The following is a 15152-nucleotide window of genomic DNA, read 5'->3' on the forward strand; positions in this document are numbered from 1 at the left end:
TTATGTATAAAAAATTAATATTCTTTTTCTTCTGTTTTTTTCTTCTAACCCCTGCCTATGGACAAGAAGCGCTCAATCTTCAGCAGACTTTAGAAAAGGGCCTTAAGGACAATCCCTCTCTTCAAGCCTATAAACAGGCCTTAGAAGCCAGTGAGTACAACCTCAAAGCCAAAAGAGGAAGTTTTGGACCATCCTTAACCACTAACTATTCTTACCTTCACTTAGATGAAGAACCCAGGAGTCAAGGGCAAAAAGCAGGAGACCAAGACCTCTGGACTTTGAATTTAAATCTTAGTCAGCCTCTTTTCACAGGTTTTTATCTTTTAAATGACTATCAAAAGGCCAAGCTGGAAAAAGAACAGGCTAGACTACGCCTCAAGCAAGCCAGGATAGAATTGGCTTACAAAATAGAAGAGAGTTTTTTCAACTTTTTAAAAGCCCAAGCTGAAGTCAAAAGTGCCCTCAAAAGCACAGAAAGATTAAAAAGCCATCTCCAGGTAGTTACCAACTTCTATAATGTAGGCCTAAAACCCAAAATAGAAGTATTACAGGCACAAGTGGAGCTTTCTCAAGCTGAGCAATACCTTATTGCAGCTCAAAACCAACAAAAAACTCAGGCAGCACTTTTAAATTCCCTTTTAAATATTCCCATCACTCAAGAGCAAAATTACATCGGAGAGTTAAAGTTTTTACCTTTAAACCTGAGCCTGGAAGAATGTTTGCAAGAAGCCTGGAAAAATAGGCCAGATCTTATTTTAGCCCAAAAAAGCGTGGAAATTGCCCATAAAGAGAAAAAACTGGCCTTAAGTAGCTTTTACCCTCAGGTAGAGGCTGATTTTGATTACTATCGATATGGAGAAGATCCCCGGGTAGATGGCACCAAGTTTAAAGATCCCAGTCAGTGGCAGGTAAGTGTAGGGTTGAAGTGGAATCTTTTTGAATCTGGTCAGAGCTTTTATAAGGTAAAACAGGCCCAAAGCAATATCTTTAGATTGGAATCAGAATATCAAAATCTAAAAAACACTCTCTCCTTTGAAGTAAAAGCTGCCTACCTCAAAGTGCAAAGCCAAAAACAAAGCATCATAGTGGCTAAAAAGGGTCTGGCTGAAGCTGAAGAGGGTTTCCGTCTGGCCCAGGCCCGTTATGAAGCCAAAGTAGGCACCAACACCGATGTCTTAGACGCCCAGGCCAGATTAAGCAAGGCTGAAGCCAATTACATCCAGGCCATGGCCGATTATCTTATTGCCCTGGCCAATCTCAATAAGGCCATGGGAAAAGAGGAGTTTTCTTTTTAAGTTAAGTGGATTTCCGTTTTCTAAAGCCCACTTTTCTTTCTGCCAGATAGGCGAGCTCTTTTAGCCTTCTATCTACCAGATCATAGATGGAATTAGGACTAAATCCCCCTCTGGCCAAAGGTTTACCAGCTTTTTTGCCTGTTAAAATTTCCAGGGCCTCTTCAATGGTGGAAACAGCATAAATGTGAAACTTCCCGGCCTTTACTGCCTCCACCACCTCATCCTTTAACATCAAATGCACCACATTATCCCTGGGGATAATAACTCCTTGCTCGCCACTTAGGCCTCTGCGCACACAAACAGCAAAAAAACCTTCTATTTTTTTGGAGACCTCACCCACAGCCATAATCTCCCCAGCCTGATTCACTGCTCCAGTAAAAGCCAAAGAAAGATTAAGAGGAACCCTGGCCAGGGCAGATAATAAGGCAGCCAGCTCTGCTCCAGAGGCAGAATCTCCATCAATGTGAGCATAACTTTGTTCAAAACAAAGGCTTCCTGAAAGCACCAAAGGTTTATCCTGGGCAAAGAGGTTTTGTAGATAGCTCTTCAAAATCATCATGCCCTTGGTATGAATAGGACCTCCCAGCTCAGCCTCTCTTTCCAGGTCAATAATTCCCCCATGTCCTACTCCAACAGTACAGGAAATCTGGTGAGGGAAAGCCATAACATAATCCCCCACTTCTACCACAGATAAACCATTAGCCCGCCCCACAGCAAAGCCCGAAGTCTTTACTTTAATCAATTCCCGATCGTAATCTTCCATAAATTCCTGCTCGTACAGGTTAAGGCGAAACTCTCTATTGCGTAAACTCCTTTTCAGGCAAGCTGCGTCAATCTTTTTTTCTTTTTACTACAAGCCAGGGTGTGGGCTTCTAACATTATCTCCTTTAAGGTGGAAAAATGTAAAGAAAGCTTTTCCTTATCTCCACATAACCGGCTAGAAAAATCTACCAACTCAACTAATCCATCTTTGGTAAGAGGTTTTAAAGACTCTTCCTGGGCAATCTTTGCAAGCACACAGGCATAGTTTACAATATTTTCTTTGGTCCTATAAACTGTACTTTGCAAGTGAGCCTTTAGCTTAAATAATTTTCTAAAGCGTTCATCCTGTTCATAGAGCAATTCATAAAGCTCATCTGTACCAATCAAAACCACTTTTAAATTCAAAGGAATTGGTTCAGGAGCAATGGTTTTGGTACGAATGAGATCGTATTGGTCTCCTGGATCTTCCAGTACTGCTACCTCTTTGTTTAAGGCCCTGAGCAAACCTTCCCAGGAAGAAGGATGGCTTAAGATGTCTTCCACCTTGAGGATTAAAAATCCCCCATTGGCCCGATGGATGCTCCCACTTTTAAGCAGGGTAAAATCCGTATAGTAAGTTCCCAGCTCAGTTTCGCGTTCAATACACCCTAGTAAATTGAAATAATTGGGATTATCCTCCACAATTATGGGCGGAGCATTTAAACAGGAATTATCCACAAAAAGATTTACTTCATAGCGCTGAAAAAAATCTTCTCCCCCGCCAAAGAGATCCTGGGATAAAGAAGCACGGCTGTCTTTTTTGCGAAATTCTTCTAAATTTTCTAAAATGTCCTTTTTTAATTCTCCTAAAAATTGCTTTAGTTTGGGAAACTGGCCAAATTCCTTTTCCACAGGGTCGAGGGCCTGCTTGATTTTTTTGGAGGCAACTTCTTGTTCCAATTTGCGTTCACTTTGCCGAAAATCTTCTTCTTCCTTTCCCATCTTGCGGGTATAATCTAAAAGCACCTCCATGACCTTGTTGCTTTTAACCCGCAATTCTTTCTTAATTCCAGGCTCAAGTTGCTCAAATTCTTCAGGAGTCATTACTTTCCCTTCAAAGACAGGATATAAAGTAATACTCTCCTCATCCATATTCAGACTAAAACCATCTTTTTGAGCCTTTTCTTCCATTTTATTAAGCAAATCATCTCTACTATCCTGATAACTCTGAATCAAATCATCGTGTTTCTTTATAAAAGCATCCTGTTCAAAGGCCCTGGGAATAGTCTTTTTAAGCTCTTCAATAGCCTTTTTTAATTTCTGTTTAAAAGCTTTACCTTGTCCGGCTGGAAGACTAATGGCCCTGGGCACATCTGGATTTTCAAAGTTGTATACATAAATCCAGTCCGGTGGAGGAGTACCCTTGGGCAAATAGGTACTCAAAAATTCTCTAACCAAATAGGTCCTGCCTACTCCTTGCTCTCCAGAAACATATAAGTTATAGCCCTTTTGCTTTATTTCCAGAGCTAGCTTTAAAGCCTGATAAGCCCTCTTTTGAAACACATCCAACCTGGGTTTAAAGGCTTTACTGCTATCTAAAAAAGGAATCTCACTTGCTGGCAACTTAACTCTAAGCTCATTTACCTTAAGCTCGCATCTCCTTTTAGTGCCATTTTGCTTTTTTAATCCCTCCAAAGAACTTCCCTCCTAAAGAATAAAGATAAACTTAAAATCTAAACACTCCTGGGACCAAAGGCAAGCAATAGTTGGCACAGGCTCTTTTTTTAACAGACTGAAAAAATTAACAAAAAAACACAAAACTTTTTGTGAAGAAAAAAACAAATCACCAATTGACTAACACCTAGACCTTGTGCTAGAAGCCTGCCATTGTGAATGTTTGAACGAACTAAAAGTATGTTAACCCAAGGAGAAAAGAGCTCTTTATGTTCTTTAAAAAACGAGATAGTGCCCTGTGGCAAACTTTAAGCAAAGCCAGTCTTATTGGGATTCATCTGGTCACTTGTACCTTTGTTGGTCTGTTGATTGGTTATTATTTGGACAAGTGGCTAAATACCAAACCCTGGTTCTTAATCCTTTTTTTAATTTTTGGCATTGCTGCTGGTTTTAAAAATATGTACCTGGAGACTAAAAAAATCCAGCAGGAAGAAAAAAAGCGTGAACAAAGTAAATAAAAAGGTTGAAAAATTTTTATATCAAAGAAACTTTAAGGTAGAAGGTGTACGCAAACTGGTACGCAATCAAATCTACCTTTCTCTAGGTGGAATGGTTTTAACTTTACCTTTTTTTCAAGCTGGTGGCTGGAGTTTAGCATCGGCAGTTTGCTTGGGCTTTTTAACTTTTATTTTTTGGCCAAATTGATTCAAGAATTGGTTTATATCAAAAGAGGAGCTGTAGCAGCTCTACTTTTTCAGTTTTATTTAAGGCTTTTTATTACAGGAATCGTTCTTTTTATAACAATTGTCTATCTCAAGGCGGACATAATAGCCCTCTTAGGAGGGTTAAGTATAGTTTTATTAAATGTTATTCTTTTTGGCTTAATACTAGTTGGGGAAAAATTTAAGGAGGCATAATCAATGGCAGGCAGTTTACATCCAGTGTTTCTCTTAGAAGAAGCAGCAAAGTTGGTCGGTCTAGTGGATGCCCATGGGCACAGTTTAATACCTAACAATGTGCTTTACTCCTGGGCAGTAATTGCAATTCTGGTTTTCTTTGGCTGGAGGGCTACCAGAAACATCTCCTTGGTGCCCAAAGGAGCGCAAAACTTTTTTGAATTTATTATTGGCTCCTTAGAAGACTTTGTGGTTGCCAATATGGGAGAAGAAGGAAGAAAAGTATTTCCTGTTTTGGCCACTCTCTTTATCTATATCTTTTGTTCCAATATAGGTGGCCTTATTCCTGGTGGAGATGCACCCACTGCTAACATCAATACCAATGCCTCTATGGCTATTTTTGTTTTTCTTTACTACAATTACTGGGGGATTAAACTACACGGTGTAAAATACATTAAACACTTTATGGGACCCTACTGGTGGCTGGCTCCTATTATGTTGCCCATTGAGTTGGTCAGTCATTTGGCCAGACCTCTATCTCTTACTCTCCGTCTTTTTGGAAACATCATGGGTGAAGATATAGTTTTGGCTCTGCTCTTTATCCTGGCTCCCATTGTTTCCACTTTACCCATGTACTTCTTGTTCTTGCTGGCTGACTTTATTCAAGCCTTTGTATTCTTTATGCTCTCTATGCTTTACTTAAAGGGAGCTTTTGAAGAGGCTCACTAATTTACGGGGGGAATGGTCGTTTGACCAAAAATTATAAATTCTTAGGAGGTTTTGTGATGCGTAAAGTTTTAATGGTTGCTTTAAACACTTTGGCTTTCATCGTTATGGCTAGCGTAGCTTTTGCTGCTGAAGCTGCTCCTGAAGTTATTTCCTTAACTTCTATTGCTACTGCTTTGGGTATGGCTCTTGCTGCTGCTGGTTGTGGTATTGGTCAGGGCCTTGGCCTTAAGGCTGCTTGTGAAGGTACTGCTAGAAACCCTGAAGCCAGTGGTAAAATCACTGTTACCATGCTCATCGGTTTGGCCATGATCGAGTCCTTGGCTATTTACGCCTTGGTTGTTAACTTGATTCTTCTTTTTGCTAATCCTTTCTTGGGTTAATAAAAAACAATCAGAGGAAAGCCTACAAAAGGCTTTCCTCTTTTTTTTGAGAAAGTATTTGTTAAAAATTTCACACTATCATGAACAAGGTAATGTTTAACCTGAAGAATGAAAAAATTCCCCGGGCCACAATTACCAGGCTGGCCCTTTATGTTCAGCAATTAGAAGCTCTAGAACAAAAGGGAGAAAAGGTTATCTCCTCGGAAAAATTAGCTCAAGAATGCGGGGTAAACCCTTCTCAGATTCGTAAGGACCTGGCGTATTTTGGGGAATTTGGAGTTCGAGGGGTTGGTTATTACATTTACGAGTTAAAAGAAGCCATCAAGAAAAGTCTGGGCTTGGATCGCGTCTGGAATGTGGTTTTAGTGGGTGTAGGTAATCTGGGAAGAGCCCTTCTCAGACATAATGTACTCAGAAAAAGGGGCTTTGTTATCGTAGGAGCCTTTGACTGTGACCCCTTTAAAATTGGGGAAGAAGTAGCAGGATTAGAGGTCTTTTGCTCCAGTACCCTACCAGATAAAATTCAGGAATTAAATGCTGAAATAGGTATTATCACCACTCCTCCAGAACGGGCTCAAAGAGCTGCCAACTACTTAATCAAAGGTGGAATAAAAGGTATTGTCAATTTTGCTCCCACTCGCATTTCTGCTCCAGAAAATGTAGTGGTAGAATATGTAGATTTTATCAACCATCTCTTTTCCACTGCCTTTCAAATTTCGTTAAACCAGAGTAAAGGCCTATATATTTAGTGCCTTTATTTTTTCATTTTTCTAAAAGCACCACCTGCTCAATAATATTCAACTACTTTGAACTAAAAAAGGGACCAAAGAAAAAACTTGCCAAGAGTATTTTTCTTGGCTAACTAATATCCTCTTTAGTTTTAGTTTTTTTCTTTGAGGAGGTTTAGTTATGAAAAAGGACATTCATCCCAAGATGTATGATACTACTGTGGTTTGCTCCTGTGGTCATAGTTTTGAAACCAAGTCTACAGCTGGTGAAAAGATTATGGTGGAAATTTGCTCCAACTGTCATCCCTTTTTCACTGGTCAGCAAAAATTTGTAGATACCGCTGGAAGAATAGATCGTTTTCGTCGCAAATACGCAAAATTCCAAGAAAATTCTGAAGAAAAATAATCTATGGCCAATGTTTCCATAGGTGGGCAAGCAGTCATGGAAGGAGTGATGCTCCGTTTCCGTGACTGGTTGTCTATTGCTGTGCGTACTCCTAAAGGGGAAATAATTGTTGAAACCAGAAAGTGGTGGAGTCTAAGTAAAAAAAAGTGGCAAAAAAAGCCCTTGATTCGAGGGTTCTTTATCCTCTTAGAAACCCTGGTAAATGGCATTAAGGCCCTAAACTTTTCCACTAAAACCATTGTTGAGGAGGAAGGAGAAGAACTTCCTTCCTGGACACTTATTTTAAGCCTGGTTTTGGCTTTAGGTTTTGGTTTATTGTTATTTGTTTTTCTTCCCCATGGAATTTCCCTGCTCTTAAATAAACTGGGGATTAGTGGAGATTTAAACTCCTTTTCTTTTCATTTTTGGGATGGTGTAAGCAAGTTTATTATTTTTATCCTTTATATTCTGGGCATTTCTCTTTTGCCTGAAATCAAAAGAGTTTTTGAATATCACGGAGCAGAACACAAAACCATTCACGCCTTTGAAAATCAGGAAAAGCTTACTCCTCAAAATATAAAAAAATTTTCCAGGCTACATCCTCGTTGTGGCACATCCTTTTTGCTTTTTGTCCTGGCTTTATCCATTATTTTGTTTACCATTGTTGTACCTTTATTTTTCAAGATTTTTCCAGTAGAGAATTTTTGGTTGCGCCATTTAATCGCAGTGGGCTTAAAAATTATTCTCATGGTTCCCATAAGTGGACTAGCTTATGAAACTATTAAACTGGCTAGCCAAAAAGAAAACACCTGGTGGTGCAAATTACTTTGTTTGCCAGGACTTTTTTTCAACTTCTCACCACCAAAGAACCAGATGAAAAACAAATAGAGGTTGCAGTAGCAGCCCTGGAGAACCTTTTAGAGAGAGGAAATTATGCTGGCTAAACTGGATAGTTTGGAACAAAAATTTATTGAACTGGAAAAAGAACTAAGTGCTCCAGATATTTTTCAAGACCAGGAAAAATATAAAAAAGTCTCCAAAGCACATGCAGAATTAGAAGAAATTGTAACTACCTATAGGGAATATAAAAAATTAACTCAACAATTAGAAGAAAGTCAGGAACTACTCAAGGACCCAGAATTAAAAGACCTGGCAGAAGAAGAGATAAAGACCCTCAAAAAAGAACTAACAGCCTTGGAAGAACGTTTAAAAATCCTCCTGGTACCCAAAGATCCTTTGGATGAAAAAAATATCATCCTGGAAATAAGAGCTGGTACAGGCGGAGAAGAGGCTGCTCTTTTTGCCGCAGACCTCTTCCGCATGTATTCCAGGTATGCAGAAAAAAAGGCTGGAAAGTGGAAATCATGGATTCCCATGAAACTGGTACTGGAGGTTTTAAGGAAATAATTGCCAATATTTCGGGAAAACAGGTGTATAGCCGTTTAAAATACGAATCAGGAGTGCACAGAGTCCAACGAGTACCAGCTACTGAATCCCAGGGAAGAATCCATACCTCAGCTGTAACTGTGGCCATTTTACCTGAAGCAGAAGAAGTAGATATTGAAATCAATCCAAATGATTTGAGAATAGACGTCTATCGTTCTTCAGGTCCTGGCGGACAAAGCGTAAATACCACAGACTCTGCTGTGCGTATCACTCACATCCCCACAGGGTTGGTGGTTACCTGTCAGGATGAAAAGTCTCAACACAAAAATAAAGCCAAAGCCCTTAAGGTGCTACGTGCTCGCCTCTTGCAAATAAAACAAGAAGAACAAAAAAAAGAATTGGATGAAAACAGGCGCTCTCAAGTGGGTAGTGGAGATAGATCAGAACGAATCAGAACCTATAATTTTCCCCAGGGAAGAGTTACTGACCATAGAATTAACCTGACCATATACAACCTAGAAGCTGTCCTGGAAGGAGAACTGGATCAAGTTATCGATCCTCTAATCCAATTCTTTCAAGCAGAAGCCCTAAAAGCAGAGGCTATAGGCTAGTGTGTCTTCTAGTATTAAAGAGCTTTTAATCGCAGCCAAACAAAGATTACACCAAAAAAACATTGAAGGCGCTTATCTAGCGCCAGATTTAATTTTAGCCCATCTCTTAAAGGTCACCAAAGAACATCTATACGCTTACCCAGAAAAAACCGTACCACCTAATCTAGCAAAACACTTTTGGGAACTTATAGAGAGAAGAGAAAAAGGTGAGCCTCTAGCTTATATCCTGGGTAAAAAAGAATTTTATGACCTGGAACTGGAAGTAGCTCCAGGCGTACTCATTCCCAGACCAGAAACAGAATTAATTATAGACATTATACAGGAGTACTTTTCACCCAGTCAAAAATTTATTTTTGCTGATTTGTGTACTGGGAGTGGTTGCCTGGGCATCACCATAGCTAAAAAATTTCCTCTAGCCAAAGGAATTTGCCTGGACCTCTCGGCTAAAGCCCTACAAGTAGCCTCCAAGAATAAAAACAAATACAACCTAAAAAAACAGTTACTTCTGGTTCAAGGAAACTTAACCCACTTTTTCTTCCAAAAACAATTAGACCTGATAGTAAGTAATCCCCCTTATCTTAGCTATGAGGAAGTGGAAAAGAGTTCTTTGGAAGTCAAAGGATACGAACCTCATCTAGCCCTTTTAGGCGGGAAAAAGGGGCTAAAATTTTATCCCTTCCTAAGGCGTTTAATTCAACAAGCTTTAAAACCCAGAGGAATATTTATAGCTGAATGTTCTCCCTTGCAAAAAGAAGATTTGAAAACCATCTTCTCTTCCTTTCCTAACCTAAAGATAATTAAAGACCTTGCAGGACGAAATAGATTTGTTTTTGTCCAAAACCATTGCTAAAAAACAACAGTTATCTTTTTAACAACAATCAGTCCCCTTTCTTCAGTCAAAAAAATACAATTATTTTAACAAGTTAGAATAGGCACATTTCTTGCTTTTAGGAATAAAAAATTAAAATTCTAAAAGGAAAAAATAATGCGTCAAAAGACTATAAAAAAAGATATTAGCTGTTCAGGCATAGGTCTACATGAAGGGAAAAAGGTAAATCTTACCCTGAAACCAGCTCCAGAAAATACAGGAATTGTTTTCTGGTTAAAAAAAGGTAGAGAAAGGGTAAGTTTGGATCTAAATCCCTATTATGTCTCAGACACTCTTCTGGCTACAACTCTGAGCAAAGACAACAAACAGGTAGCCACCGTAGAGCACCTCTTAGGTGCCATTCAAGGTCTGGAAATAGATAATCTTTACATTGAAGTAGAGGGAGAAGAGCTACCCATAATGGACGGTAGTGCTACTTCTTTTGTTTTTTTAATGCGCTCTGTAGGACTAAAAAAACAAAACGCTCCCAAGAAAGTTTTGGGGATAACTAAACCCTTAAAAATAGAGAACGGAAATAAAAAAATCGAAGCCAGACCCTATAAGGGCTTAAAAATTCACTATGAAATAGATTTTCCCCATCCTCTAATTGGCAGGCAAACCTACACCTATATAAACTCTCCAGAGCGTTTTGTTACAGAAATAGCCAAGGCCAGAACCTTTGGTTTTTTAAAAGACGTAGAAATGCTCCAACAGGCTGGCAAGGCCAAAGGTGGTTCTTTAGAGAATGCCTTAGTTCTGGATGAATATGGCCTTATCAACACCGATGGTCTTCGTTTTAAAGATGAATTTGTTAGGCACAAAATTCTGGATTTTCTAGGAGACATTCTGTTAATTGGTATGCCTTTATGGGGAGAATTTAAGGTCTCCTGCTCTGGCCATGCCTTTAATAACCACTTTGTACGCTTTCTTTTAGAAAATAAAGACCACTACTTAACAGAAATAACCTTAAGCGAAGAAAAACACCTGGCTCCCAAGAAAAAGCCTGTTTTTGAGGCCGAGCCAGAAGTGGTTTTAAATATGTAGAGTAAAATTCTCTACTCCAGCAAGATTTGGTATTATAAAAAGTAAGTTTACCTTTAATAAATTCTCTAGAAGTGTTTTCTTCTGACTCTCTCTATAATTTGATATTTTTTGCCTTAACTGTTCCTATATGTGGGAAAAGGATAACTTTTCTTCACTAGCTATATTTATATTTACCTTAGCCAAAACCAGGGAGGCAAACAGGAAGATATTACTATATCTGGAAATATCCTCTTCATAATTTGATCTTCTTTGAACCATCTCTTTTACCTAAAAAATTAAGTAAAAAAAAACATTTTACTCTTTTTGACAAGATTTTGAAAATTAAACCCAAAAATTCTTATAAAAAATAGATAAATTTAGATAGAGACCCAAAAAAACAATTATTTTTTGAGAGATGAAAACAACTTAACTGGTAAGTTATTTTATTGAAAAAATAGTTTTTTAAGGCTGGAAAAGTATCACTCAAACCTATCTTCTGAAAAAACAAAAAAGCCTCACCTAAGAGATGAGGCTTTTCTTCTTTTTTGGCGTCCCCAAGGGGATTTGAACCCCTGTTACCGGCGTGAAAGGCCGATGTCCTGGACCGGGCTAGACGATGGGGACGCATTCTGGCTGGGGGACAAGGACTCGAACCTTGACTAACGGGGCCAGAACCCGTCGTCCTGCCATTAGACGATCCCCCAAGTAAGCGAGGAAACCTTCTTACTGGCAGGTGCTTTTTTTGTCAATCTTTTTTTCTTTTTTTAAAGAACTGTCCTCGTCCAAAGGAAAGGTGCTTCTAGCCAAAAAAGGCTATGCTTGTCAATCTTTTTTTCTACTTTTTATAATTGGCTTCCACCTCAATAATTACTCCACCTCTGGGTTTAAACTTACCTATAACCTGCATCTCCTTAGGTGAACACACTTTAACCAGATCATCCAAAATACGATTTACCACTGTTTCCATAAAAGTAGGTTCCTGGCGATAACTGAAGAGGTAAAACTTTAAGGATTTAGATTCTATACATTTTTTATCAGGAATATAACGAATAAGAATAGTGCCATAATCAGGCTGTCCAGTCATGGGACAAAGGGAAGTAAATTCATCGCTTATCATGGTCACCCAGTAGTCCCTATCTGGAAATCTATTGGGAAAAGTTTCCAGAATATCTGGAGAAACCTTGGAAGGATATTCTGTTTTACTCTTCCCAAGTAGTTTTAACCCTGAAACATCATCAAACACGCTTCTTCCTCCTTATTTTTTATTCTTCTCTAACATCTCTTTTTTCCTGTTCTCTTTGGCTCCAAATAAGCTTTTTACCACCTTACTTACTACTTTTTAAGTATTTAAAAAATTCACTATTGGGAGTTAAAACCAGCTCTGTATCCTTACTTAAACTCTGTTTATAGGCTTCCAAAGAGCGGGTAAATTGATAAAATTCAGAGTCTTGCTCCAGGGCCTTGGCATAAATCAGCGTAGCTTCAGCCTCTCCTTCACCCTTTAATTGCTCAGCCTTTTGCTTAGCCTCTGCCAGCATAATAGTCCTTTCCTTATCTGCCTGAGCCCTGATCTTAGTAGCTTCTTCTCGTCCTTCAGAACGATATCTTTTGGCCTGCCTTTCCCTTTCTGCTCGCATTCTATTGTAAACAGCCTTTTCATTTTCTGGTGGCAAGTCTGCACGCTTAATTCTTACATCCAGGACCTCAATTCCATAGTTAGCCAAAAGTTCATCACATTTTTTGGTCACTCTTTCCATTATCTCTGCGCGCTTGGAAGAAACCACTTCTGTTAACAAATACTGCCCCAAAGCCACTCGTAACTCTGCATAAACAATATCATCTATGCGTGAAATACCCTGGCTAACAGTTCTAACACTTTGATAAAACTTTAAAGGATCTTTGATTCTCCAGCGAGAATAATTATCCACTACCAAATTTTTCTTGTCCTGGGTTAAAATCTCAGCTGGTGGAGCATCGTATTCCAGGACCCTGGCATCAAAATAAATGACATTTTGAATAAAGGGCAATTTAAAATGCAAACCAGGTCCCAAAGCTTCGCTTACAGGCTTACCCAATTCCAAAACCAAGGCCTTTTCTCTCTGGTCTACAATAAACACTGACTGCCACAGCCCAAGAGCCAGAATAAAACTTAATATAATAAAAAAAACTTTAAGTTTCATAAATCTATTCTCCTTTTCTCTTTTCCAGCTTATTTAAAGGTAAATAAGGCACTACCCTCTCCAGAGATTTATCGGTAAAAATAATCTTACGCACATTGGGACTGGCCAAAATTTCTTCCAGGGTTTCCAAATAAAGCCTTTTTCTGGTAATATCTTTGGCCTTTTTATATTCCTTAAGCACAGATAAAAACCTGGAAGTTTCACCTCTGGCCTTACGCACCACACTTTCCTTATAAGCCATGGCTTCGTTAATAATAGCAGCCACTTCACCTCTAGTCTTGGGGATAAGATCATTGCGATAGGCTTCTGCCTCATTTATATATCTAATTTTATCTTCTTTGGCACTGGCCACATCTTTAAAGGCGTCCACTACCTGCCTTGGGGGGTGTACATCTTGTAATTGTACTGCTACTACCCTGATCCCACTTTTATATTTATCCAAAATGGTTTGCAAAAGTTCTCTTGCATCATTTTGAATAGCAAGTTTGCCTGAAGTAAGAGCAGAGTCTATTTTATTATAACCGATTACTTCTCGCATAGCAGCTTCAGCTGCATCCTTAACTGTCTTTTCTGGGTCAGCTATATTAAAAAGATAATTTTTAGGATCTTTTATTTGATATTGAACAATAAATTGAACATCTATAATGTTTTCATCACCAGTAAGCATCAAAGACTCTTCAGGTACAAGTCTATATTGTATATTCTTACTTATAAGAGATTTTGATAGTGTTCGAAAACCAATTTCTATTCTCTGAATACGAGTAACTTTAGGAGTTTGCACTTTCTCAATGGGGAAAGGAAAATGATAATGAGGTCCAGGAGTAGTAATTCTATGAAATTTACCAAAACGCTGCACAACCCCCACTTCATCAGGCTCTACAATATATATTCCACTAAGTCCCCATAAAACTAAGACAATAAGCAAAAGGATTGAACCACCTGGAAGTTTTTTTCTCCATTCTGACCACTTACTTTTAAAATCACCCAAATCTGGCCCTTTGGGCGTAAAACCCTGCCTTTCTCTTTGTTGTTGTAATTTTTCCCAATCCCAATTCATAAACTATCTCCTTCCATGAACTTTAAACTTTTAATGTTCTTTACATACCCTAAATAAGTAGTCAATAAACCCTAAAATGAAAAATCAACTTAAAAAACCAAGTAAGGTATTTCCCAAAAGTGAAGCATCATAATAGGGAAAGGACTCTGGAGAAACCAGATTTCTAAAGACTATCTCTATTCCTCTGGATTCTAAAAATTTCTTTTCCTGTGCAGTTAAAAAGTGATGTTTTTTATCCAAAAGTACAATCTCTACTCCCTGCCACCAATTTTCCACCTCTAAAACCTCAACCAACTTTTCCACCTGCTCCAATAAAGAATAGCCATAGAGTTCGGGGTCTTCTCCCAGGTTGGGGATAAATATTTTTCTGGCCTTACTTTGCCCAATGGTTCTGCCCACGCCTTCCACCAGCAAGGAACAAAGGATACTGGAAAAAAAACTGCCCATGGGATAAAGAATAAGTTTGCTTTTTAGTATGTATTGACGCACTTCTCTGGCAATTGCTGGTCTTACTATTTCTTTTTTTTGTTTGTCGTAAAGATAAATATTTTTTATCTTTTTCTTTAAAGGCGGGCATTCTTTACCTGTGATTTTATGTTGGCCAAGTATCTTTTCTCCACTTTCCAAATACACCAAAAGGTCCAGGCTGGCATCCACTATAGGTCTAACCAGTCCCTTTATCTGTAAAAAAGTATGACTAAACTCCAAAAAAGAATTTAAGTCCTTTTGCTTATGTAAATAAAGTCCAAGTAAAAACAAATTACCAATACTGGCTTTAGCTAAGGAAAAGTTTTGGGGCAATCTTGGATAAAGATATTGTAAATAGAAAAGAATCACTTCTCTATCTTCCCTGGATAAAGTTAAGACCAGAGGATGCTCTCCCTGGACAATGGTTTTAAACTCTTCCCGGAGAGCTTCAGGGGATCTGGTTTGGGGCAGCCTATAGGAAAGGAATTTGTGTTTATTCCTTTGCGCCTCAGAAGAGATATCCATAAGGCTTAAAAGCCTATTGCGTAAATCACCCAGGGCAAAAACCTGAAAGTGTTTTCTTATCTCAGCAGAGCTTCCACCTGAATCAAAAGCAGTAAGCAGGTGCACAGAAAACACTTTTTCTTTTAAAAAAATACTGAGTTTTTTTAAGGCTGTGCCCCCACTAAAAAAAAGCATTCCCTTTTCCATAACTAAATCTAAATAAAATA

17 protein-coding genes, 2 tRNA genes and 2 pseudogenes are annotated in these 15152 nt (G+C 38.6%); 12 read left to right on the forward strand and 9 right to left on the reverse strand.

Annotated features, from left to right (window positions below):
• Window positions 1–2 precede the first annotated feature (2 nt).
• Window positions 3–1295, forward strand: coding sequence for a TolC family protein (locus ACZ42F_RS07915; RefSeq protein ID WP_464278567.1), 1293 nt, complete (start codon window positions 3–5; stop codon window positions 1293–1295).
• Window position 1296: 1 nt separating this feature from the next.
• On the opposite strand, the gene ACZ42F_RS07920 is transcribed toward ACZ42F_RS07915, so the two are convergent.
• Both ACZ42F_RS07920 and ACZ42F_RS07925 read right to left on the reverse strand, forming a co-directional pair.
• Entirely contained in the window at window positions 1297–2058 is a 762-nt protein-coding gene (locus tag ACZ42F_RS07920) for a S16 family serine protease (protein WP_464278568.1), read from the reverse strand.
• A gap of 53 nt (window positions 2059–2111) precedes the next feature.
• Window positions 2112–3731: an AAA family ATPase gene (locus tag ACZ42F_RS07925; RefSeq protein WP_464278569.1), complete on the reverse strand. Its 1620-nt coding sequence runs from the start codon at window positions 3729–3731 to the stop codon at window positions 2112–2114.
• Window positions 3732–3979: 248 nt separating this feature from the next.
• Here ACZ42F_RS07925 and ACZ42F_RS07930 point away from each other — a divergent pair, with 248 nt between their 5' ends.
• From ACZ42F_RS07930 to lpxC, 11 genes and pseudogenes are all read left to right on the forward strand, one after another.
• The gene (locus tag ACZ42F_RS07930; protein WP_029968342.1) at window positions 3980–4228 is read left to right on the forward strand and encodes an AtpZ/AtpI family protein; all 249 of its coding nucleotides are present in this window, start codon (window positions 3980–3982) and stop codon (window positions 4226–4228) included.
• Entirely contained in the window at window positions 4212–4415 is a 204-nt protein-coding gene (locus ACZ42F_RS07935; protein WP_464278570.1) for a hypothetical protein, read from the forward strand. The genes ACZ42F_RS07930 and ACZ42F_RS07935 overlap by 17 nt, the downstream gene beginning before the upstream one ends.
• Window positions 4376–4627 (forward strand): ATP synthase subunit I, encoded by a 252-nt coding sequence (locus tag ACZ42F_RS07940; RefSeq protein ID WP_464278571.1) that lies wholly within the window; start codon window positions 4376–4378, stop codon window positions 4625–4627. The genes ACZ42F_RS07935 and ACZ42F_RS07940 overlap by 40 nt, the downstream gene beginning before the upstream one ends.
• A 3-nt stretch (window positions 4628–4630) precedes the next feature.
• The gene (gene atpB / locus ACZ42F_RS07945; RefSeq protein WP_029968354.1) at window positions 4631–5335 is read left to right on the forward strand and encodes a F0F1 ATP synthase subunit A; all 705 of its coding nucleotides are present in this window, start codon (window positions 4631–4633) and stop codon (window positions 5333–5335) included.
• Window positions 5336–5391: 56 nt separating this feature from the next.
• Window positions 5392–5715, forward strand: a complete 324-nt coding sequence (gene atpE / locus ACZ42F_RS07950; RefSeq protein WP_029968356.1) for an ATP synthase F0 subunit C — start codon at window positions 5392–5394, stop codon at window positions 5713–5715.
• Between the two features lie 92 nt (window positions 5716–5807).
• Window positions 5808–6464, forward strand: coding sequence for a redox-sensing transcriptional repressor Rex (locus ACZ42F_RS07955; protein WP_464280232.1), 657 nt, complete (start codon window positions 5808–5810; stop codon window positions 6462–6464).
• A 160-nt stretch (window positions 6465–6624) separates the two neighbouring features.
• The gene (rpmE, locus tag ACZ42F_RS07960; RefSeq protein WP_029968360.1) at window positions 6625–6849 is read left to right on the forward strand and encodes a 50S ribosomal protein L31; all 225 of its coding nucleotides are present in this window, start codon (window positions 6625–6627) and stop codon (window positions 6847–6849) included.
• Window positions 6850–6897: 48 nt separating this feature from the next.
• Window positions 6898–7772 (forward strand): annotated as a pseudogene (locus ACZ42F_RS07965) (DUF1385 domain-containing protein).
• A pseudogene (gene prfA, locus ACZ42F_RS07970) lies at window positions 7762–8825 on the forward strand (peptide chain release factor 1). The pseudogenes ACZ42F_RS07965 and prfA overlap by 11 nt, the downstream one beginning before the upstream one ends.
• Window position 8826: 1 nt before the next feature.
• Window positions 8827–9675 (forward strand): peptide chain release factor N(5)-glutamine methyltransferase, encoded by an 849-nt coding sequence (prmC, locus tag ACZ42F_RS07975; RefSeq protein WP_464278572.1) that lies wholly within the window; start codon window positions 8827–8829, stop codon window positions 9673–9675.
• Between the two features lie 135 nt (window positions 9676–9810).
• Window positions 9811–10737 (forward strand): UDP-3-O-acyl-N-acetylglucosamine deacetylase, encoded by a 927-nt coding sequence (lpxC, locus tag ACZ42F_RS07980; protein ID WP_464278573.1) that lies wholly within the window; start codon window positions 9811–9813, stop codon window positions 10735–10737.
• 123 nt (window positions 10738–10860) lie between these two features.
• Here the strand turns inward: lpxC and ACZ42F_RS07985 are convergent, their stop codons facing one another.
• From ACZ42F_RS07985 to ACZ42F_RS08015, 7 genes are all read right to left on the reverse strand, one after another.
• A complete protein-coding gene (locus ACZ42F_RS07985) occupies window positions 10861–10995 on the reverse strand; it encodes a hypothetical protein (RefSeq protein ID WP_464278574.1) in 135 nt (44 codons plus the stop codon).
• 267 nt (window positions 10996–11262) lie between these two features.
• Window positions 11263–11340: transfer RNA gene (locus ACZ42F_RS07990), tRNA-Glu, on the reverse strand.
• Window positions 11341–11346: 6 nt separating this feature from the next.
• Window positions 11347–11420, reverse strand: a tRNA-Gln gene (locus ACZ42F_RS07995).
• A gap of 131 nt (window positions 11421–11551) precedes the next feature.
• Entirely contained in the window at window positions 11552–11959 is a 408-nt protein-coding gene (gene queF / locus ACZ42F_RS08000; protein ID WP_029969873.1) for a preQ(1) synthase, read from the reverse strand.
• 82 nt (window positions 11960–12041) lie between these two features.
• Window positions 12042–12896 carry a protease modulator HflC gene (gene hflC / locus ACZ42F_RS08005; RefSeq protein ID WP_464278575.1) on the reverse strand — a complete coding sequence of 285 codons (855 nt, stop codon included), beginning with the start codon at window positions 12894–12896 and terminating at the stop codon, window positions 12042–12044.
• 4 nt (window positions 12897–12900) lie between these two features.
• Entirely contained in the window at window positions 12901–13953 is a 1053-nt protein-coding gene (gene hflK, locus ACZ42F_RS08010; RefSeq protein WP_464278576.1) for an FtsH protease activity modulator HflK, read from the reverse strand.
• Between the two features lie 84 nt (window positions 13954–14037).
• Complete coding sequence (locus tag ACZ42F_RS08015; protein WP_464278577.1) at window positions 14038–15132, reverse strand: GAK system CofD-like protein; 1095 nt, start codon at window positions 15130–15132, stop codon at window positions 14038–14040.
• Window positions 15133–15152 lie beyond the last annotated feature (20 nt).

Source organism: Desulfonauticus autotrophicus (assembly GCF_055381725.1).

What these genes read in the sequence shown, in the direction of transcription:
- ACZ42F_RS08015 (WP_464278577.1), bottom strand. Translation starts at nt 15,132, where the DNA reads ATGGAAAAGGGAATGCTTTTTTTTAGTGGGGGCACAGCCTTAAAAAAA.
- hflC (WP_464278575.1), bottom strand. Translation starts at nt 12,896, where the DNA reads ATGAAACTTAAAGTTTTTTTTATTATATTAAGTTTTATTCTGGCTCTT.
- lpxC (WP_464278573.1), top strand. Translation starts at nt 9,811, where the DNA reads ATGCGTCAAAAGACTATAAAAAAAGATATTAGCTGTTCAGGCATAGGT.
- atpB (WP_029968354.1), top strand. Translation starts at nt 4,631, where the DNA reads ATGGCAGGCAGTTTACATCCAGTGTTTCTCTTAGAAGAAGCAGCAAAG.
- ACZ42F_RS07985 (WP_464278574.1), bottom strand. Translation starts at nt 10,995, where the DNA reads ATGGTTCAAAGAAGATCAAATTATGAAGAGGATATTTCCAGATATAGT.
- hflK (WP_464278576.1), bottom strand. Translation starts at nt 13,953, where the DNA reads ATGAATTGGGATTGGGAAAAATTACAACAACAAAGAGAAAGGCAGGGT.
- ACZ42F_RS07930 (WP_029968342.1), top strand. Translation starts at nt 3,980, where the DNA reads ATGTTCTTTAAAAAACGAGATAGTGCCCTGTGGCAAACTTTAAGCAAA.
- rpmE (WP_029968360.1), top strand. Translation starts at nt 6,625, where the DNA reads ATGAAAAAGGACATTCATCCCAAGATGTATGATACTACTGTGGTTTGC.
- ACZ42F_RS07915 (WP_464278567.1), top strand. Translation starts at nt 3, where the DNA reads ATGTATAAAAAATTAATATTCTTTTTCTTCTGTTTTTTTCTTCTAACC.
- atpE (WP_029968356.1), top strand. Translation starts at nt 5,392, where the DNA reads ATGCGTAAAGTTTTAATGGTTGCTTTAAACACTTTGGCTTTCATCGTT.
- ACZ42F_RS07920 (WP_464278568.1), bottom strand. Translation starts at nt 2,058, where the DNA reads ATGGAAGATTACGATCGGGAATTGATTAAAGTAAAGACTTCGGGCTTT.
- ACZ42F_RS07955 (WP_464280232.1), top strand. Translation starts at nt 5,808, where the DNA reads ATGTTTAACCTGAAGAATGAAAAAATTCCCCGGGCCACAATTACCAGG.